Annotated in this window: 13 protein-coding genes; 11 read left to right on the top strand and 2 right to left on the bottom strand. The window is 69.1% G+C overall.

Features of this window, described 5'->3' with window-relative positions; translation table 11 throughout:
* Positions 1 to 43: 43 nt before the first annotated feature.
* From dusB to hflX, 9 genes are all read left to right on the top strand, one after another.
* The gene (gene dusB / locus ACX938_RS03435) at positions 44 to 1,021 is read left to right on the top strand and encodes a tRNA dihydrouridine synthase DusB (protein WP_459429994.1); all 978 of its coding nucleotides are present in this window, start codon (positions 44 to 46) and stop codon (positions 1,019 to 1,021) included.
* The gene (locus tag ACX938_RS03440; protein WP_232754949.1) at positions 1,018 to 2,103 is read left to right on the top strand and encodes a two-component system sensor histidine kinase NtrB; all 1,086 of its coding nucleotides are present in this window, start codon (positions 1,018 to 1,020) and stop codon (positions 2,101 to 2,103) included. The genes dusB and ACX938_RS03440 overlap by 4 nt, the downstream gene beginning before the upstream one ends.
* On the top strand, positions 2,103 to 3,473 hold the full coding sequence (locus ACX938_RS03445; protein ID WP_232754950.1) for a response regulator: 1,371 nt from the start codon (positions 2,103 to 2,105) through the stop codon (positions 3,471 to 3,473). Before ACX938_RS03440 ends, ACX938_RS03445 begins: the two co-directional genes overlap by 1 nt.
* Before the next feature lie 154 nt (positions 3,474 to 3,627).
* Entirely contained in the window at positions 3,628 to 5,856 is a 2,229-nt protein-coding gene (locus tag ACX938_RS03450; RefSeq protein ID WP_459430066.1) for a sensor histidine kinase NtrY-like, read from the top strand.
* Positions 5,857 to 5,873: 17 nt separating this feature from the next.
* Positions 5,874 to 7,307: a nitrogen assimilation response regulator NtrX gene (ntrX, locus tag ACX938_RS03455; RefSeq protein WP_232754951.1), complete on the top strand. Its 1,434-nt coding sequence runs from the start codon at positions 5,874 to 5,876 to the stop codon at positions 7,305 to 7,307.
* Between the two features lie 324 nt (positions 7,308 to 7,631).
* Positions 7,632 to 9,008 (top strand): Trk system potassium transporter TrkA, encoded by a 1,377-nt coding sequence (gene trkA / locus ACX938_RS03460; RefSeq protein WP_232754952.1) that lies wholly within the window; start codon positions 7,632 to 7,634, stop codon positions 9,006 to 9,008.
* A 9-nt stretch (positions 9,009 to 9,017) separates the two neighbouring features.
* Positions 9,018 to 10,532, top strand: coding sequence for a potassium transporter TrkG (locus ACX938_RS03465; RefSeq protein ID WP_232754953.1), 1,515 nt, complete (start codon positions 9,018 to 9,020; stop codon positions 10,530 to 10,532).
* A 128-nt stretch (positions 10,533 to 10,660) separates the two neighbouring features.
* Positions 10,661 to 10,903: an RNA chaperone Hfq gene (hfq, locus tag ACX938_RS03470; protein ID WP_232754954.1), complete on the top strand. Its 243-nt coding sequence runs from the start codon at positions 10,661 to 10,663 to the stop codon at positions 10,901 to 10,903.
* Entirely contained in the window at positions 10,900 to 12,174 is a 1,275-nt protein-coding gene (gene hflX, locus ACX938_RS03475) for a GTPase HflX (RefSeq protein ID WP_459429995.1), read from the top strand. Before hfq ends, hflX begins: the two co-directional genes overlap by 4 nt.
* Positions 12,175 to 12,662: 488 nt before the next feature.
* Here hflX and ACX938_RS03480 read toward each other — a convergent pair whose 3' ends face one another.
* Positions 12,663 to 15,125 (bottom strand): penicillin acylase family protein, encoded by a 2,463-nt coding sequence (locus ACX938_RS03480; protein WP_459429996.1) that lies wholly within the window; start codon positions 15,123 to 15,125, stop codon positions 12,663 to 12,665.
* Between the two features lie 135 nt (positions 15,126 to 15,260).
* Between ACX938_RS03480 and ACX938_RS03485 the strand changes: the two genes are divergently transcribed.
* Together ACX938_RS03485 and ACX938_RS03490 are read left to right on the top strand one after the other, a co-directional pair.
* On the top strand, positions 15,261 to 16,133 hold the full coding sequence (locus ACX938_RS03485; protein ID WP_232754957.1) for an NAD(P)-dependent oxidoreductase: 873 nt from the start codon (positions 15,261 to 15,263) through the stop codon (positions 16,131 to 16,133).
* Positions 16,134 to 16,588: 455 nt separating this feature from the next.
* The gene (locus ACX938_RS03490) at positions 16,589 to 19,462 is read left to right on the top strand and encodes an Rne/Rng family ribonuclease (RefSeq protein ID WP_459429997.1); all 2,874 of its coding nucleotides are present in this window, start codon (positions 16,589 to 16,591) and stop codon (positions 19,460 to 19,462) included.
* Between the two features lie 325 nt (positions 19,463 to 19,787).
* Here ACX938_RS03490 and ACX938_RS03495 read toward each other — a convergent pair whose 3' ends face one another.
* The gene (locus tag ACX938_RS03495; RefSeq protein ID WP_232754959.1) at positions 19,788 to 20,009 is read right to left on the bottom strand and encodes a sulfurtransferase TusA family protein; all 222 of its coding nucleotides are present in this window, start codon (positions 20,007 to 20,009) and stop codon (positions 19,788 to 19,790) included.
* Positions 20,010 to 20,135: the final 126 nt, after the last annotated feature.

Below are 20,135 nucleotides of genomic sequence, written 5' to 3' on the forward strand. Positions count from 1 at the left end.
GCGGGTTTAGCCCAGATCCATGCACAACGAATAGGCATCCGGCGTGAACCTCGGAGAGACCCGCATCGACATTCCCGTGTTCCTCGCCCCGCTGGCGGGAATCACAGATCTGCCCTACCGCGCGCTGGTCTCGCGGTTCGGCGCCGGGCTGGTGGTCAGCGAGATGGTCGCGAGCCAGGAGCTGGTGCAGGGCAAATGGGCCACCCGCGAGAAGGCCGAGCTGGGCTTCGGGCTCGAGAACACCTCGGTGCAGCTCGCTGGCCGCGATCCCTACTGGATGGCCGAGGCGGCGCGCTTCGTGGAGGCCTCGGGCGCGCGGATTGTCGACATCAACATGGGCTGCCCCGCCAAGAAGGTGGTCGGCGGCTACTCGGGCTCGGCGCTCCTGCGCGATCTCGACCACGCGCTGCGGCTGATCGAGGCGGTGGCCGGGGCGGTCTCGATCCCGGTGACGCTGAAGACCCGGCTCGGCTGGGACCACGACTGCCTGAACGCCCCCGATCTGGCCGCCCGCGCCGAAGGGGCAGGCGTGCGGATGATCGTGATCCACGGCCGCACCCGCTGCCAGTTCTACAAGGGCGCCGCCGACTGGGGCGCGATCCGCGCGGTGAAAGAGGCGGTCTCGATCCCGGTCGTGGCCAATGGCGACATCACCGACAGCGCGCGGGCGCGGCAGGCGCTGGAGCTTTCGGGCGGCGACGGGGTGATGATCGGCCGCGGCGCCCAAGGCCGGCCCTGGCTCCTGGCCGAGATCGCCGCCGACCTCGAGGGCCAACCGCGGCCCGCACGCCCCGAGGGGCAGGAATTTTCCGACATGGTATCAGAGCATTACGAGGCGATGTTGAGCTTCTATGGCGCCGACCTGGGCCTGCGCGTCGCGCGCAAGCACCTGGGCTGGTACATGGATCACGCGGGCACGCCCGGGGCGCTGCGTCGCGAGATCCTGACCGCCCGCAGCCCCGACGAGGTGCTCTCGGGCCTGCCGCAGGCGCTGCTCGGCGCCGAACGGGTCGCGGCATGAACACCGCGCTCGCCCTCTCGCTCTGGTCCTCGCTGCCGGTGCCGGCGCTTCTGATCGACGCCTCGGACAATATCGCCGACATGAACCCCGCCGCCGAGGGCTTCATGAACAACTCGGCGAAATGGATCGTCGGCCAGCCGATCTGGGACCGGCTCGCCGTCGACGCCCCGATCGAGGAAAGCTTCCTGCGCGCCCGCCGCAACGGCACGCCGCTGTTCGTCAACGACGTCGACGTGGGCACCGGCTCGCGCCCGCCGCTGGTCTGTTCGCTGCATATCGCGCCCTTGGCGGGCCAGCCCGACTGGATGGTGGTGCTGATCTCCCCGCGCGAGCTGGCGGGCCGGATCACCCAGAGCCATTCGGTGAAATCCGCGGCGAAATCGGCGATCGGCATGGCCGAGATGCTGGCCCATGAGATCAAGAACCCGCTCGCCGGCATCACCGGAGCGGCGCAGCTTCTGTCGATGAACCTCGAAGCCGAGGACCTGGAGCTCACCGACCTGATCGTCAGCGAGACCCGGCGCATCGTGAAGCTGCTCGAACAGGTGGAGCAGTTCGGCAACCTCTCGCTGCCGGAACGGCGCGCGGTCAACATCCACGACGTGCTCGACAGGGCGCGGCGCTCGGCGCTTCTGGGCTTCGGCGGGCATATGACCATGATCGAGGATTACGACCCCTCGTTGCCCCTGGCCCATGGCGACCCCGACCAGCTTTTGCAGGTGGTGCTGAACCTTCTGAAGAACGCCTCCGAGGCCGCCGACCCCAAGGAGGGCGGGCGCATCCGGCTGCATACCTTCTACGAGCACAGCTTCCGGCTGCGGCGCTCGGACGGCTCGGGCCAGCTTCTGCCCTTGCAGATCGAGATCATCGACGACGGCCCGGGCCTGCCCGAGGACATCAAGGGCGACATCTTCGACCCCTTCGTCTCGGGCAAGGAGAACGGCACCGGGCTGGGCCTGGCGCTGGTCTCCAAGATCGTCTCGGACCACGACGGCTGGATCTCGGTCGAGAGCGTGCCCGGCCGCACGCTCTTCCGCATCTCGCTGCCGCTGGCCCCCAAACACGCAAAGGAAGGTGAGTGATGGATGGCACGGTTCTGGTCGCGGACGACGACCGCACGATCCGCACGGTTCTGACCCAGGCGCTGACCCGCGCCGGCTGCAAGGTCCATGCGACCTCCTCGCTGACGACGCTGATGCGCTGGGTGGCCGAGGGCAAGGGCGACGTGGTGATCTCGGACGTGGTCATGCCCGACGGCAACGGGCTCGAGATGCTGCCGAAGATCGCCCAGGACCGGCCCGACCTGCCGGTGATCGTGATCTCGGCGCAGAACACCATCATGACCGCGATCCAGGCCGCCGAGGCCGAGGCCTACGACTACCTGCCGAAACCCTTCGACCTGCCGGACCTGATGAAGCGCACCGCCAAGGCGCTCGACAACCGCAACCGCGCGCCGCGCCGCGACGAGCCGGCCGAGAACGCCGACGGGCCGGACGAGCTGCCGCTGGTGGGCAAGACAGCGGCCATGCAGGCGCTCTACCGGCTGGTCGCCAAGGTGATGAACACCGACCTGCCGGTCTTGATCTCGGGCGAGTCGGGCACCGGGAAAAGCCTCATCGCGCGGGCGATCCACGACTTCTCGGACCGCCGCACGCTGCCTTTCGTGACCGTGACCGGGGCGGATCTGTCCGACCTCGAAGGCCCGGCGCGGGTGCTGGCGCGGGTCAAGGGCGGCACGCTCCTGATCGACGAGGTGGGCGACATCGACGACGAGGTGCAGGCGCGCATCGTGCGGATGATGGATGTGCCCGGCGATCACGCGCCGCGCTTCATGGCCACGAGCCAGGGCGACCTCGGCATCGAGGTCGAGGAGGGCAAGGTGCGCCGCGACCTCTACTACCGGCTCTCGGGCGCGACCATCCAGGTGCCGGCCCTGCGCGAGCGGGTCGATGACATCGCCCTTCTGAGCGAGCATTTCCTGTCGCGCATCGAACGCGAGGGCGGCACCCAGCGCTGGCTCTCCGAGGAGGCGGGCGAGATCTTCCGCGCCTATTCCTGGCCCGGCAACGTGCGCCAGCTCGAGAACACCGTGCGGCGCCTGTCGCTGACCAGCCGCGCCGAAGAGATCACCCGCACCGAGGTCGAGGCGGTGCTGGGCAACCAGCCCGAGACCGGCCCGATCCTGAAAAGCGGCGAGGGCGAGAAGCTTGGCACCTCGGTGGCGCGGCACCTGCGGCGCTACTTCGACCTGCACGGCAACATGCTGCCGCCGCCGGGGCTCTACGCCCGCATCCTGCGCGAGGTCGAGGCGCCGCTGATCGAGATCGCGCTGGAAGCCACGGGCGGCAACCAGGCGAAATGCGCCGACCTGCTCGGAATCAACCGAAATACGCTTCGCAAAAAGATCACCGACCTCGATATCCGCGTGACACGCCGCCGCAAATTGATGTAAACCAGCAACATAACCGTGGCGGCGCTGCCCCTGGCAGCGGTCAGACCACAAGATATGGCGGTTGGCCGAGCAGATCGGCCGTAAATCACGAGGGGCGGCTGTGGCCACTCGGGCACGGAACTGGAGCTGGGCGCGTATGGCCCAGCTAAGGCGGATGCGCCGCGTGCAGAACGCGGCAACCCTGGGCCTGGTTCTTCTGGGGCCCGTCCTCGCCGTTCTGACCTATCTCGTGCTGGGCCCGATGCAGGGCGACGACACCGACCTGTCGCTGCGCCTCGTGCTTCTGGCCGATCTTGTCTACGTCCTGCTTCTGGCGGCGCTGGTCCTGAGCCGCGTCGCCGCGCTGATCGCGGCGCGGCGGGCGAAATCGGCGGGCTCGCGGCTGCACCTGCGGCTGACCGGGGTCTTCGCGCTCATGGCGCTTCTGCCGACGATCACCGTGGCGGTCTTTGCGGTGCTGACCATCAACATCGGTCTCGAGACCTGGTTCTCGACCCGGGTGCAGAACGTGGTGGGAGCCTCGCTCTCGGCGGCGGTCGCCTACGAGGAGGAACACCGCGGCGACCTGATCGAGGACGCCGAGGCGCTGGCGCGCTTTCTCGACGCCAACCGCCGGGCGCAGGCCTTCATGGACGACGGCGAGCTGCGCCAGCTTCTGGGCGCGGGGCAGGCGCAGATCCAGCGCGGGCTGCGCGAGGCCTTCGTGATCGACGGCGAGGGCGAGATCCTGGCCCGCGGCGACCGCTCCTATCTTTTCGATTTTGAGGCTCCGCCGCCCGAGGCGCTGGTGGCCGCGCGGCGCGACGGGGTGGCGGTGATCGAGGACTGGAACAACAACGAGTTCCGCGCCCTCGTGCCGCTTGGCGCCTTCGTGGACCGTTTCCTCTATGTCAGCCGCGAGGTCGACGGCGGCATCCTCAACCTTCTGGACGACACCCAGGAGACCGCGCGCTTCTACCAGCAGCAGGAAAGCGAACGCGGCCGCCGGGTCTTCGACTTCGCGCTTCTCTACCTGGGTTTCGCGGTCCTTCTGATCCTCGCGGCGGTCTGGCTGGGGCTCTGGTTCGCCGAACGGCTGTCGCGGCCCGTGGGCCAGCTCACCGGCGCGGCGCAGCGGGTCGGGGCAGGGGACCTCGACGTGCAGGTCCGCGAGGACGAGGCCGACGACGAGATCGCCATGCTGGGGCGCTACTTCAACCAGATGACCCGGCAGCTCAAAGGCCAGCGCGAGCGGCTCCTGGAGAACACCCGCCAGATCGAGCGCCGTCAGCGGCTTTTCGACAGCGTGCTGACCAATGTGACCTCGGGGGTCGCGGGGCTCGATGCCGAGGGGCGCATGACCTTCGTGAACCGCTCCGCCGAGCGGCTGCTCGACGTCGGCGACGACAAGGCGCGCTACCCGATCCATGTCGCCGTGCCCGAGTTCGGCCCGCTGTTCGACCGGCTGATCGACAGCGGCTCCGAGGTGGTGCAGGAGGAGATCAAGGTCAGCCGCGACGGACGGCTCGAGAACCTGCTGGTGCGGATGTCGACCCGGCGCCGCGACGACGGCAGCCTCGAGGGCTACGTGGTGGCCTTCGACGATGTGACCGACCTCGTCTCGGCGCAGCGCATGGCCGCCTGGGGCGATGTCGCCCGGCGCATCGCCCATGAGATCAAGAACCCGCTGACGCCGATCCAGCTGTCCGCCGAACGCATCCGGCGCAAGTTCTCGCGCGGGCTCGAGCCGCCCGAGGCCGAGCGGCTGGAGCAGATGACCGAAGTGATCATCCGCCAGACCGGCGACCTGCGCCGGATCGTCGACGAGTTCTCCAAGTTCGCCCGGATGCCGGAGCCCGAGCGCCGGCCCGAGAACCTCACCGAGCTCTTGCGCGGCGCGGTCCTTCTGCAGGAGACCGGCCAGCCCGAGGTGCGCTTCGAGGCCGATCTGCCCGACATGCCGATCGAGGCCGAGCTTGACGCGACGATGATCTCGCAGGCGCTCACCAATCTGATCAAGAATGCCGGCGAGGCGATCGAAAGCCGCCGCGAGGCGGGCGCGCTGCCCGACGAGGTGGCGCCCGAGATCCGCGTCGCCATGCGGCTCGGGCCCGAGGGCCGCGCCGAGATCACCATTGCCGACAACGGCATCGGCCTGCCCGAGGACCGCGCGCGGCTCTTCGAGCCCTACGTGACGACCCGCGACAAGGGCACCGGGCTGGGCCTGCCGATCGTCAAGAAGATCATCGAGGAGCATGGCGGCACGCTGGCCCTCGAGGATGCCGACCCCTTTGGCGGGGACGGGCACCGGGGCGCCATGGCGGTCATCCGCCTGCCTGCCTCCGAAGCGCCGGGGCAGGGGCCGAGCGAGGGCTCCGGCGAACGCGCGGAAGAAACGGTTTGAAGGAAGGGAATTGAACGATGGGCGACATTCTGATCGTGGACGACGAGCGGGACATCCGCGAGTTGATCGGGGACATCCTCGAGGATGAGGGCTTCAGCATCCGGCTGGCCGGCAATTCCAACGAGGCGATGAGCGAGATCAACGGCGAGCCGCCGGCGCTGATCATCCTCGATATCTGGCTGAAAGACAGCAAGATGGACGGGATCGACATCCTCAAGACCGTCAAGCGCGACAATCCCGACATTCCCGTGGTCATCATTTCGGGCCATGGCAATATCGAGATCGCCGTGGCCGCGATCAAGCAGGGCGCCTATGACTTCATCGAGAAGCCCTTCAACATCGACCAGCTCCTGGTGGTGATCCGCCGCGCCATGGAGACCGCGCGGCTGCGCCGCGAGAACCAGAAGCTGAAGCGCCGCGAGACCGAGGTGGCCGAGATGATCGGCGACAGCCCGGCCTTCCGCAACCTGGTGAGCCAGCTCGACAAGGTGACGAAATCCAACGGCCGGGTGATGCTGACCGGCCCCGCGGGCTGCGGCAAGGAGGTCGCCGCGCGCTACATCCACGCGCGCTCGAACCGCGCGCAGGGGCCCTTCGTGACGGTCAACTGCGCGGGCGTCATGCCCGAGTCGATGGAAGAGGTGCTGTTCGGCCGCGAAACCCCCGACCGGGGTGTCGAGCCGGGCCTTCTCGAGCAGGCCCATGGCGGCATCGTCTATTTCGACGAGGTGGCCGACATGCCCTCGGGCACCCAGTCGAAGATCCTGCGCGTGCTGGTCGACCAGCAGTTCACCCGCGTCGGCGGGCAGGACAAGGTGCGCGTCGACCTGCGGGTGATCTCTTCGACGAACCGCGACCTGGAGACCGAGATTTCCGCCGGCCGCTTCCGCGAGGAGCTGTACCACCGGCTGAACGTGGTGCCGATCCCGGTGCCCTCGCTCGAGGACCGGCGCGAGGATATCCCCGGGCTCGCCACGCATTTCATCGAGCTTTGCAACCGCGCCCAGGGCTTGCCGCGCCGGGCGCTCTCGGAGGATGCGGTGGCGCTTCTGCAGACGATGATCTGGCCGGGCAACGTGCGGCAGCTGAAGAACCTGATCGAACGGGTGCTGATCCTCGGCGACGGCACCGGCCCGATCGAGGCGGCCGAGCTGCCGCAAGAGGCCACCCCGGGCGCCGAGGGCGAGGGCCGGGTGGTGCTCTCGGGCACGCTGGCCACCATGCCGCTGCGCGAGGCCCGCGAGGCCTTTGAGCGGGAATACCTGCTGACCCAGATCAACCGCTTCGGCGGCAACATCTCGCGGACCGCGAACTTCGTCGGCATGGAGCGCTCGGCGCTGCACCGCAAGCTGAAGTCGCTGGGCGTGGTGACCTCGGCTAAGGGCGGCGCGCGCATCGCCCATGTCGACGAGGAGGACGAGGCCGAGACCCCCGCGCGGCAGACCGCCTGAGCGGGGCCTGCGGCGCGCGGCGGCGGGTCTAGTCCCGCCCGCGCTCACGCGCGGAGCCCGCGCCCATTCGGCCCGCTAGCCCCTGCGCACGGTGCCCGCGCCCATCCCGCGCGCACGGGCTTCCCACACACCGCCCGCGCGCCGCGCCTGCGCCCTTTCCGCCCGCGCGCGGTGCCCGCGCCCGTCTCGCCCGTCCACGGCACCCCGCGCCCAAAGTCCCGGCAGCGCCACACCCCTGCCGCTGCGTCAGCCCCGGCGTGATTGACCGCGGGGGCGCCCCGTGTCAGACCCTCTCTTCAGTCGATCATCTTTTCGGGATGTCCCATGAAGGTCATCATCTGCGGGGCGGGCCAGGTCGGCTGGCAGATCGCCCGCCATCTCTCGGGCGAGCGCAACGACGTCACGGTCGTGGACAACAACCCCGACCTGGTGCGGCGCGCCACCGACACGCTGGATGTCCAGGGCATCGCGGGCTTCGCCTCCTACCCCGACGTGCTTGACCGCGCGGGCGCCCAGGACGCCGAGATGATCATCGCCGCGACCCATTCCGACGAGGTCAACATGGTCACCTGCCAGGTGGCCCATTCGATCTTCGCCATCCCGCGCAAGATCGCCCGGCTTCGGGCGCAAAGCTACCTCGACGCGATCTATTCCGACCTCTACCGCCGCGACCACCTGCCAATCGACGTGGTGATCAGCCCCGAGCGCGAGGTCGCCGACGCCGCGCTGCAACGGCTGGGCTCGCCCTCGGCCTTCGACACCGAGACCTTCCTCGACGGGCGCGCGCAGCTCCTGGGCCTGGCCATCGACGAGGATTGCGCGGTGGTGAACACGCCCCTGCGGCAGCTCTCGGACCTCTTCTCGACGCTGCGCGCGGTGGTCGTCGGCGTGCGCCGCGAGGGCACGCTTTTCGCCCCCGAACCCGAGGACCAGATCTTCATCGGCGACAGCGTCTACGTCATGGTCCACGAGGAAGACGCGATCCGCACGCTGGAGATCTTCGGCAAGCCGCACCGCAAGCAGGAGCGCGTCGTGCTGATCGGCGGCGGCAACGTCGGGCGCATGGTCGCCCGCAACCTCGAGGAGCGCGAGGAGCGCATCCGCGCCAAGATCATCGAGCGTCACCGCCCGACCGCCGAACGCGCCGCCGAGGAGCTGGAAAAGACCATCGTGCTGCATGGCGACGGGCTCGACACCGCGCTTCTGGCCGAGGCCAACATCGGCCGGGCCGACGCGGTCCTCTGCGTGACCGACGACGACAAGACCAACATGCTGGCCGCGGTCCGCGCAAAGGCGGCGGGTTGCCCCATGGCCATCGCGCTGATCAACGACCCGACGCTGACCGCGATGATGGAGCCGCTCGGGATCGACGCCTATATCAACCCGCGCGCCACCACGGTGTCCTCGATCCTGCGCCACATCCGCCACGGGCGGGTGCGCGCGGTCTATTCCATCGGCGACGCCGAGGCCGAGGTGATCGAGGCCGAGGTCCTCTCGACCTCGCCGATCACCGGCCAGCGCATCCGCGACATCGACTTCCCCGAGGGCGTGCTGGTCGGCGCGCTGCGCAAGGGCGGCAAGGTGGTCAAGCTGACCGGCGCCACCCGCGTCGACGAGGGCGACCAGATCGTGATCTTCGCGCTCTCCAAGGATGTCGCCGCGGTCGAGACGCTGCTGCAAGTCTCCATCGACTTCTTCTGACCCGGTCCCATGGCGCGGCTCCTGTCCATCCCGCTGATGCTGCTCCTGGCCGGGGCCGGGGCGCTGGCCATGTTGGCCCCGGCGGTTCTGGCGCTGGCGCAGGAGGATTTCCACGACGCCCGGGCGTTTTTCTACGCGAGCCTCTTGTCGGGCATCTGCATCACGCTGGTGGCGCTGGCGCTGGCCGGGGGCAACCACAACCGCCGGGCGCTGCGCCAGCTCCTGGCGCTGCTCCTGGCCTTCATCGTCCTGCCGGCGATGCTGGCGGTGCCCTTCCACCAGGCGGTGCGGACCACGAGCTTCCTCAACGCCTACCTCGAGATGGTCTCGGCCATGACCACCACGGGGCTCACGCTCTTCGCGCCCGAGCGGCTGTCGGATGCGGAACACCTCTGGCGGGCCGAGGTCGGCTGGCTCGGCGGGCTTCTGATGTGGATCGCCGCGGCGGCGATCCTGGCGCCGCTGACGCTCGGCGGCTTCGAGGTCACCGCGGTCTCGGAGCCCGGCCAGTCCGCGGCCCCGGGCGCGGCCCACCGTGACCAGGCCGACCCGCGGCTCCGCCTCGCGCGGGTGGTGCACGCGCTGGTGCCGGTCTACGCGGGGCTGACGCTGGCGCTCTGGCTCGGGCTCATGGCGGCGGGCGAGACGCCTTTCGTGGCGCTCTGCCACGCCATGTCGACGCTGGCGACCTCGGCGATCTCGCCGGTGGGCGGGCTCGAGGGGTCGCAGGCGGGCCATGCGGGCGAGGCGCTGATCTTCCTGTTCCTGCTGTTCTCGCTCTCGCGGCTGACCTTCTCGAACGACACCTCGGCGGCGCGGCGGCAGGGGCTCTGGTATGACCCGGAGTTCCGCATGGGCATCCTGATCACCGGGGCGGTGCCGCTCATGCTCTTCCTGCGCCACTGGCTCGCCTCCTTCGACGTCGGCACCGAGGAGAACATGGCCCAGGCGCTGCGCGCCTTCTGGGGCGCGGCCTTCACCACGCTGTCCTTCCTGACCACCACCGGCTTCGAGAGCACCGACTGGGCCCGGACGCAGGGCTGGTCGGGGTTGAACACGCCGGGGCTGATCCTGATGGCGCTGGCGCTGGTCGGCGGCGGCGTGGCGACGACGGCGGGCGGGGTGAAGCTCCTGCGGGTCTTCATCCTGGTCCTGAACGGGCGGCGCGAGCTGGAGCGGCTGATCCACCCGAGCTCCGTCGGCCGCTCGGGCCTTCTGTCGCGGCGCACCCGGCGCGAGGGCGCCTTCATCGCCTGGGTCTTCTTCATGATCTTCGCGCTGACGCTCGCGGTCATGGTGCTGGCCTTCGCGGCCTTCGGCATCCGCTTCGAGGGCGCCTTTGTCCTGGCGCTCGCGGGGCTGACCAACACCGGCCCGATCGTGTCCTTGGCGACCGAAATGCCCATCGTGATCGCGCAATACGGCGACGGGGTGAAGGCGGTCCTGGCGGCGGCGATGATCCTCGGGCGGCTCGAAGTGCTGGCCATCATCGTGACCTTGACGCCCGATCTCTGGCGCGATTGAGGGCATAGGCCCACACCCGCGGGGTAAGATTCGGATTCGCTCTGGAAACTCGCAAAATCGCAGACCATACTCGGCCGAAATCAAGCGGCGGCCTGCGGCACGCTCTGACAAGAATAAAGGCTCGTTCAATGGCTTCGGATAAGCAGAATCTGCAAGACGCATTTCTTAATCACGTTCGCAAAACCAAGGTCCCGGTGACCGTTTTCCTGATCAACGGCGTGAAGCTGCAGGGGGTGATCACCTGGTTCGACAATTTCTGTGTCCTGCTGCGCCGGGACGGTCAATCGCAGCTCGTCTACAAGCACGCGATCTCGACCATAATGCCGGCCCAGCCGATCAACCTCTATGACGGGGACACCGGCGCGTCTTGACGACTGACGATACCCGCGACACCCGCGCCTGGGTGCTGCATCCCGACATCAAGACCGACCGCGACCGCCGCGATGCGGAGATCGCGCTTGCCGAGGCCGTGGCCCTGGCCGAAGCCCTGCCGGGGCTCGAGGTCGTAGGCCAGGAGGTCGTGCCGCTGCGCGATCCGCAGCCGGGCGAGCTGTTTGGCAAGGGCAAGATCGCCGAGATCGCACAGCGCCTCGCCGAGGAAGAGATCGAGCTGGTGCTGATCGACGGTCCGGTGACCCCGGTGCAGCAGCGCAACCTCGAGAAGGCCTGGAAGGTGAAGTTGCTCGACCGGACAGGGCTGATCCTCGAGATCTTCTCGGACCGCGCGGCGACCCGGGAGGGCGTGTTGCAGGTCGAGATGGCGCATCTCTCCTACCAGCGCACGCGGCTGGTCCGCGCCTGGACCCACCTGGAGCGCCAGCGCGGCGGGCTGGGCTTCGTCGGCGGCCCCGGCGAGACCCAGATCGAGGCCGACCGGCGTGCCATCGACGAACAGCTCGTGCGGCTGCGCCGGCAGCTCGACAAGGTGGTCAAGACCCGCACGCTGCACCGCGCGGCGCGGGCCAAGGTGCCCTATCCGATCGTGGCGCTGGTGGGCTACACCAACGCCGGCAAGTCGACGCTCTTCAACCGGCTCACCGGCGCCGAGGTCATGGCCAAGGACATGCTCTTCGCCACGCTCGACCCGACGATGCGCGGGGTGCGGCTCGACAATGGCATCGACGTGATCCTCTCGGACACGGTGGGCTTCATCTCGGACCTGCCGACCGAGCTGGTGGCGGCCTTCCGCGCCACGCTCGAAGAGGTGCTCGAGGCCGATCTGATCCTGCATGTGCGCGACATCAGCCACCCCAACTCCGAGGAGCAGGCGGCGGATGTGCGCGCGATCCTGGCCTCGCTCGGGGTGCGCGAGACGACGCCCGAGCTGGAGCTCTGGAACAAGACCGACCTTCTCGATCCCGAGGCGCAGGCGGGCTTCGCCGAACGCGCCGCGCGCGAGGAGGACATCCACACGGTCTCGGCCCTGACCGGCTCCGGCATGGGCCCGGTGCTGGAGGCGATTGCCGGCAAGCTCGAGGGCGACATGCGCACCGAGGAACTGCGGCTGCCCTTCGCCGACGGCCGCAAGCGCGCCTGGCTCTTCGACAAGGGCCTGGTCGAGGGCGAGGTGCAGGACGAGGAGGGCTACCTGCTCACTGTGCGCTGGTCGGCGAAGGATGCCGCGCGTTTCGAGAAGGTTTGAGGCGCTGGGGCGTTTGGGCTTTGGATTGCGTGCTGGAGCGAGGGAGGCTGTTCGCGGCGTTTGGGCTCTGGTTTGAGCCTTTGTGCGCGGGAGGCTGTTCGCGGCGCTCGGGCCAGGGCTTTGGCTTAAGCGCTTGGGCACGGGGCGCTGTTGGCGGCGCTTGAGCGCCGGTGCTGGCGGGGCTGTGCGGCCGGAGTTGTCGGGGAACTCGCTTGGACGTGACGCCTGCTGTGCCGAGAAACCTGCCCTAGGTGAGAGGGCGCGCGCCGGACCGGGGGCCGGCGCTGCTGCCCTCTGAGTTAGGCACTTTATCCCAGCAAGGTCAGGACGAGCGACGATCTAAGCGCGCCATCCCAAGGAGCGCCGGCCCATCGGGCCGGTCCGGCGCGCGCCCGGCACCTTCGGTGCTATTCGGGCGCAAGACAGCGCGCGCCCGGCACCTTCGGTGCTGTTCGGGCGCAAGAAAACGCGCCCGGCAACACCCCCCGTCACTCCACCGGCGTCATCTCCGTCACGCCCACGGCGGCGGCGCGGGCGAGCTCGGGGTCGAGCGACATCGGGATATATTCCCCGCGCCGCCAGAGCTGGCCGAGGTTGTCGTAATGCCGCGACAGGAAGTGCCCCGACTGCCCCGTCGAGATGATGAAGACCGAACTGTCGGGATCGGCGAAATCATAGACCCCGCGGTAGCCCGCGCCGTGCACGTTCATGAAGGGGTTCGGCAGGGTGCCCTTGGTCGCCCCGCGCTGCAGGGTGAAATCGCCGCCGCTGGTCGACTGGCGGATGTTCACGAAATACCGCAGCACCGGCACCTCGCCCAGGACCTGGTGTTCGTGCACCGCCTCATGCGCGGTGCCCCAGCGCAGCGAGGCGAGCGTGGTGCCATAGGTCTCCTCGAGCCAGACCAGCGCGTCGTCGAGCGCCAGCCGCGCGATGTCGGTGCAGCTTTCCTCGGCGGCCGAGCGCTTGATGTCGCACCAGGCCGAGGCGCCACCGACGTCGCGGAAGACCCGCTCGATGAAGAGCGGCTCGACGCGGGTGTATTCCTCGGCCAAGGGCCCCAGGTCGTCGCGGATCAGCCGGTCCTGCAGGAAGCGCAGCCAGGCGGCGTAGATCAGGGGCTCGGGCAGATGCTCGTTCATCTCGCCGTTCCATTCCGCCAGCAGGTCCAGCGCCATGCGCCGGCGGCGCTCGGGCGTGCCCTCGGGCGCGGCCTCGCCGGTGAACCAGAGGTCCGCGCCGATCAGCGGCAGCAGGGTCCGGGCGGCCTCGGAAACGGTGTCGAGCTGGAACTCGATGAAGCTGTCGCGGGTGTGCACCTCGCGGCCCTGCATCAGCGCACGCCAGCGGCGCACCCGCTGGCTGTCGCCCCATTCGAAGCTGACATGGTTGGGGAAGGGCCGGTCGATGACCTTATTGTTGGTATTGCCGACGATGCCGCCCGCGGGGTCGGTGAACTCGGGGTTGCGGGCATAGGGCAGGCGGCCCTGCCAGCGGTTGGCCTCGATCCAGCCGGGGGCGGGCAGGCGGCCCTGGCTCTGGTGATCGGCGTCGCGGCGCGGCATGGCGCCGACGAGCTTCATGGCGACCCGCTCGGAATCGGCGACGGTCAGGTTCTGCGAGGGGGCGATGTAATCCTCGCCCGCCGCCAGTGCCTCGTCGATGGTGCCCGCGAACATGGTGTTCACCGCCGCGGTGATCGAGGTGTCCTGCGGCGACAGCGCCGTCCAGGAGAGCGACATGACATGCCCCGGCGGCGTGATCGCGCCGAGGTCGAACTGGGTGCCGGGCAAGACCGGGCCGTTCTCGGTCCAGCGCAGGGTCACGGTGACCGGGGCGGCGTCCTTGATCTCGATGATCGAACGCTTGGTGCGGAAGCGCTGCCAGCCGTCGACGCCCTGGTATTCCTCGGGGTTGTCGGGGTTCAGCTTCTCCAGGTGCAGGTCCTGGTCGTCGAGATAAGACGAGGTGATGCCCCAGCCCAGCCGCTCCGAGCGGCCCGCCATGATCGCGGGGATGCCGGGGATCGTGCCGCCGATCACGCCGCCAGTCGAAAGCTGCATCCGCGCGAGATACCAGATCGCCGGTGCCGAGAAGCCCAGGTGCGGGTCATTGGCCAGAAGCGTCCCGCCCGAGGCCGAGCGCGAGACATCCGCCGCCCAGGCGTTGGAAGCCCCGGCGAGCCCGCGCGCGGGCACCGGCCAGAGCGCCCCCTTAGCGGCCTCGGAGCGGGCGTATTGCGGCGCGCCGGGCGCGAGGTTCGCGTACTCCGGCAGCGCCGCCACACCCGAGCCCGGGATGTCGGGCAGGATGTCGGCCAGCCGGTCGGTGTCCTCGAGCGCCAGCGAGGTCCGCGCGCGCAGCACCTCTTCGGACAGATGCCCCGAGAGCTGCAGCGCCATGATCTTCACGATGGCGATGGAATCCGCCGGCTGCCAGGGCGCGATCTGTGCCCCGAAGAGGAAGAACTCCGGCGCGCCGCGGCCCAAGCTCTCCTGGTTGATCTCGTCGATCCGTGCGTTGACGCCTGCCGCATAGGCGCTGAGCGCCTCGCTGGCGCGGGCATCCTGGGCCGAGACGCTCTGCCGGGCGAGCGTGTAGAGATCGAGCCGCCGCAGGAGCTTGTCGGTCTCCACCGTGCGGGCGCCGAACAGCTCCGAGAGCCGCCCCTGCGCGGTGCGCCGCAGCAGCATCATCTGCCAGAGCCGGTCCTGGGCATGGGCATAGCCCAGCCCGAAGAAGGCGTCGGCATCGGCCTCGGCCATGATGTGGGGCACGTTGGAATTGTCGCGCACGATCTCGAGCGGGGCCTCGAGCCCGGCGACCTCGAGGCGCTTGTCGTAGTCCGGCAGCGAGCGCGAGCCCAGGTAGTAGACCACCGCCACGGCCAGCACCGACAAGAGGATGCCGAGGCTCACGAGCCTGACGAGCCAACGGAACAGAACGCGCATCGATCCTCCACGGGGCAGTCCTCGCGCCATTGGCGCGCCTGGCTTTCGGGACTAAACCCAATGACATGCATTGCCAAGTGTACCGGCCTGCGGTCACAAACGGACGTAACGACATCGAGATGAGGGAGTAGGATCATGGCCAATTGCGCATTTCTGGGACTGGGCGTCATGGGGTATCCGATGGCCGGGCACCTGCAGGCCAAGGGGCACGCGGTCACGGTCTACAACCGCACCGGCGCCAAGGCCGAGGCCTGGGCCAAGGAACACGGCGGCCAGGCCAAGAAGACCCCGCGCGAGGCGGCCCAGGGCCAGGACTTCGTGATGGCCTGCGTCGGCAATGACGACGACCTGCGCGCGGTCTGCCTGGGCGAGGAGGGCGCCTTCGCCGGCATGTCCGAAGGCGCGGTCTTCGTCGATCACACCACCGTCTCGGCCGAGGTCACCGCCGAGCTTTACGCCGCCGCCAAGGAGCGCGGCGTGGCCTTCGTCGACGCGCCGATCTCGGGCGGCCAGGCGGGCGCCGAGAACGGCCAGCTCTCGATCATGTGCGGCGGCGACCAGGCGGCCTTCGACCGCGCGCTGCCGGTGATGGAGGTCTATGCCAAGCTCTGCCGCCGCATCGGCGAGAGCGGCGCCGGGCAGATGACCAAGATGTGCAACCAGATCGCCATCGCGGGGCTTGTGCAGGGGCTCTCCGAGGCGCTGCATTTCGCCGAGAAGTCGGGCCTCGACGGTCGCGCCGTGGTCGAGGTCATCAGCCAGGGCGCCGCGGGCTCCTGGCAGATGCAGAACCGCTACGAGACCATGCTCGAGGATCACTTCGAACATGGCTTCGCGGTCGACTGGATGCGCAAGGACCTGGGCATCTGCCTCAAGACCGGCGACGAGATCGGCGCCTCCCTGCCGGTCACCGCGCTTGTGGATCAATTCTACAAGGACGTGCAGAAGATGGGCGGCGGGCGCTGGGATACTTCCAGTCTTTTCAAGCGGTTGCGCAACGCGGGCTAGGGCCGTGCCAGGCCCGCGGGGCGCATGTGGAGCCGCGTTTTTCGGCATTGTGTTTTCCCGTCTTCCCAGCGTAAGGTGAGCGGACTGCCGGAACGCGTTCCGGCCCCGAATTCGCCGAGACGGGCAGGTGTCCGCGACGAAGGCCGCCGCAATTGCGCCTTCCGACCGCACCGCCCCGACGGACCGATGCGGCCTTCGGGCCACCCCACCTCGTCCGAGCCACACGCAGCGCCGGACTTTTCGTTGACGCGGTCGCCCTTGGCATCTGAAGTCGAGCGTGCTCCGCGTTGGAGACCGAATGCGATGACGCGCGCCACGATTGAGAGGCAGACGGGACCGGGCCGCCATGCGGCCGCCGCTGACCCCCATCTCCGCGTCTCGCCCAGCAAAGAAACACGAGGGTCTGCCTGCCCGCCCGGTCGGGCCGGCGGGCTGGCCCCGTGCAGACGGACACTATGGCAAAGAAGATGCTCATCGACGCCACCCACGCGGAGGAAACCCGCGTCGTGGTGGTCGACGGAAACAAGGTCGAGGAATTCGACTTCGAGTCTGAGAAGAAGCGGCAGCTCGCCGGCAATATCTATCTCGCAAAGGTAACCCGGGTCGAACCCTCGCTGCAGGCGGCCTTCGTCGACTACGGCGGCAACCGCCACGGCTTCCTGGCCTTCTCGGAAATCCATCCCGACTACTATCAGATCCCGGTCGCCGACCGTCAGGCCCTGATGGAAGAGGAAGAGGCCCAGGCCCGCGCCGAGGCCGAGGAAGAACAGAAGCCCAAGCGCCGCTCGCGGTCGCGCTCGCGCCGCAAGACCGAGGCGGAAAGCGCCGAGACCGGCGACAAGGTGACCTCGACCGAGGCCGGCCCCGCCGGCATGGAGACCATCGACCTCGACGAGGACGAAGGCGAGGCCGGCGCCGAGGGCGAGGGCCTCTCGCCGATGGAGACCGTTGGCGAGACCCCGGTCGCCGATCCTTCCGAGGGCGAGGACGAGCCCGCCGGCAGCGGCGGCTCCGAGGCCTCCGGGGACAGCGACGACGACGCCGACGAGGGCGCCCGCGCGGCCAAGGCCGACGACGACTCGATCGAATCCGTCGCCGACGACGACACCGAGGAAGACATTCGCCCGGCGCGCAAGTCGCGCACCCGGCGCTACAAGATCCAGGAAGTGATCAAGGTCCGCCAGATCCTCCTGGTGCAGGTCGTCAAGGAAGAGCGCGGCAACAAGGGCGCGGCGCTGACCACCTATCTGTCGCTGGCGGGCCGCTACTGCGTGCTCATGCCCAACACCGCGCGCGGCGGCGGCATCAGCCGCAAGATCACCAATGCCGCGGACCGCTCCAAGCTCAAGGAGATCGCGGGCCAGATCGACGTGCCGAAGGGCGCGGGGCTGATCATCCGCACCGCGGGCGCCAAGCGCACCAAGACCGAGATCAAGCGCGACTACGAATACCTGCAGCGCCTCTGGGAGCAGATCCGCGAGCTGACCCTGCAATCGATCGCGCCGGCGAAGATCTACGAGGAAGGCGACCTGATCAAACGGTCGATCCGCGACCTCTACAACCGCGACATCGACGAGGTGCATGTCGAGGGCGACCGCGGCTACCGCATCGCCAAGGACTTCATGAAGATGATCATGCCGTCCCATGCCAAGAACGTGAAACACTACGTCGACCCGATGCCGCTCTTCGCGCGCTACCAGGTCGAGTCCTACCTGTCCTCGATGTTCAACCCGACGGTTCAGCTGAAGTCGGGCGGCTACATCGTGATCGGCGTGACCGAGGCGCTGGTGGCGATCGACGTGAACTCCGGCCGGGCCACCAAGGAAGGCTCGATCGAGGAGACCGCGCTGAAGACCAACCTCGAGGCCGCCGAGGAGGTGGCCCGCCAGCTGCGTCTGCGCGACCTCGCGGGTCTGATCGTGATCGACTTCATCGACATGGACGAGCGCAAGAACAACGCCGCCGTGGAGAAGAAGCTCAAGGAGAAGCTCAAGACCGACCGCGCCCGCATCCAGGTGGGCCGGATCTCGGGCTTCGGCCTTCTGGAGATGTCGCGCCAGCGTCTGCGCCCCGGCATGATCGAGGCGACGACCCAGCCGTGCCCGGCCTGCCACGGCACCGGGCTGATCCGCTCGGACGACAACATGGCGCTGCAGATCCTGCGCCAGATCGAGGAGGAGGGCACCCGCCGCCGCTCGCGCGAGGTGCTGGTGAAATGCCCCGTCGGCATCGCCAACTTCCTGATGAACCAGAAGCGCGAGCATATCGCCGGGATCGAGCTGCGCTACGGCATGGCCGTGCAGATCGAGGGCGACCCCTCGCTGGTCTCGCCGGACTTCTCGCTCGAGAAGTTCAAGACCGCCTCGCGCGCGGTGCCCGAGGCGACGAGCCCCGTGGTCTCGGCGGATAACGCCATCATGGCCGCGATCGACGCCGACGCCGATGCCGCCGCGGAGGCCGAGGCCGAGGCGGAAGCCGCCGCCGCGCCGGATCCCGCCGAGGCGCCCCCGGCGCCGGGTGCCTCCGAGGAGGGCGAGGGCGACCAGAAGCCCAAGAAGAAGCGCCGCCGCCGCCGCCGGTCGAAGAAGTCCGGCAAGGGCGAGGGCAACGGTGAGCAGAACGGCAACGGCAACGGCGAGGACGCCGCGGCGGAGACGCCCGCCGAGGGCGCCGAGGCCGAGGGCACACCCGCTCCGACCGAGGCCGAGACGGCCCCCGCATCCTCCGAGGTGACCGAAGGCGGCGAGACGCCCGCCCCGGCAGCCGAAGAGGAGACGCCGAAGAAGAAGCCCACCCGCAGCCGCAGCTCGCGTTCGCGCAAGAAGCCCGAGCCTGCCGAGGCCGCCGAGACCCCGGCGGTCGAGGGTGAAGGTGAGGCCGCAGAAGCCGCGCCGGCCGAGGCCGAGGCCGAGGCGGAGCCCGCGCCGAAGCCCAAGCGCAGCACCCGCTCGCGGTCGCGCAAGAAGCCGACCCCGGAGCTGGCCGAGGAAGCCTCGGACGAGGCGGCGGAGGCCCAGCCTTCCGAGGAACCCGCGGCGGCCCCGGTCGATCAGAAGATCGAGGAGACCCCGGCGGCACCCGAGCCCGAGGCGACCGAGACCGGCACCGAGACGGCGGCAGATCCCGCCACCGAGGTGACGCCCGAGGTTGCGGCGGAGCCCGCGCCCGAGCCCGAGGTGGCGGTGACGCCCGAGCCGGAAGCCCCGGTCGCCGAGCCCGCGCCGGAACCCGAGGCCGAGCGTCCGCTCGAGCCCGCCGAGACCGGCAGCGGCGCCGAGGACGACAAGCCCAAGCCCAAGCGGCGCGGCTGGTGGAACCTCGGTCGGTAATCTCTCCGACTTTGCAGATTGAGAGCGGCGGGTGTCAGAGCGACATCCGCCGCTTTTCTTTTGCGGGGGGCAGGTGTTGAACGCAGAAGATTGCGCGCCGATAAGTGCGTCGCGCAAACGGCTGTCAGGTTTTCTTAGAAAAGGCGGTTAGTGGCGCGTGAAGCGCCAGCGGACCCTTCGACCTTCGACCTGCGACCTGCGCGGACGAAAGGCGCACTCCATTGCTCGGCAACAGAAGTCTCGGGAATAGTGGGTGCACGGCCCGCCGACCTAGAGCCGTCAGCGCTTCAGCCAAACCGCCACGACACCCGCCGCCCCACAGCCCTCACCGCTTCTCGATCACCCAGTGCATCACCGCGCCGTCCTCGCGGCGTTCGACCAGCGCGTGGCCGCTCTCGGTGCAGTAATGCGGCATGTCCACGACCGCTGCCGGATCGTCGGTCATCACGTGGATGCGCGCCCCGGCCTCCAGCGCCGAGAGGCGCTTGCGGGTCTTCAGGACGGGCAGGGGGCACAAAAGGCCCCGGGCATCGAGCTCGTGATCCATATCCGCTGCCTAATCGGAGGCCCAGGCGCTGTCCAGCGCCCGCCGCCGCGCCGGGCTGCGCCAGATTGTTTCACCATCGCCACGCGCATGTGAGAGCCCCGCTGGGTGACGGTGCCCGCGCGATGG

The sequence above is a fragment of the Roseivivax sp. genome, assembly GCF_054552075.1.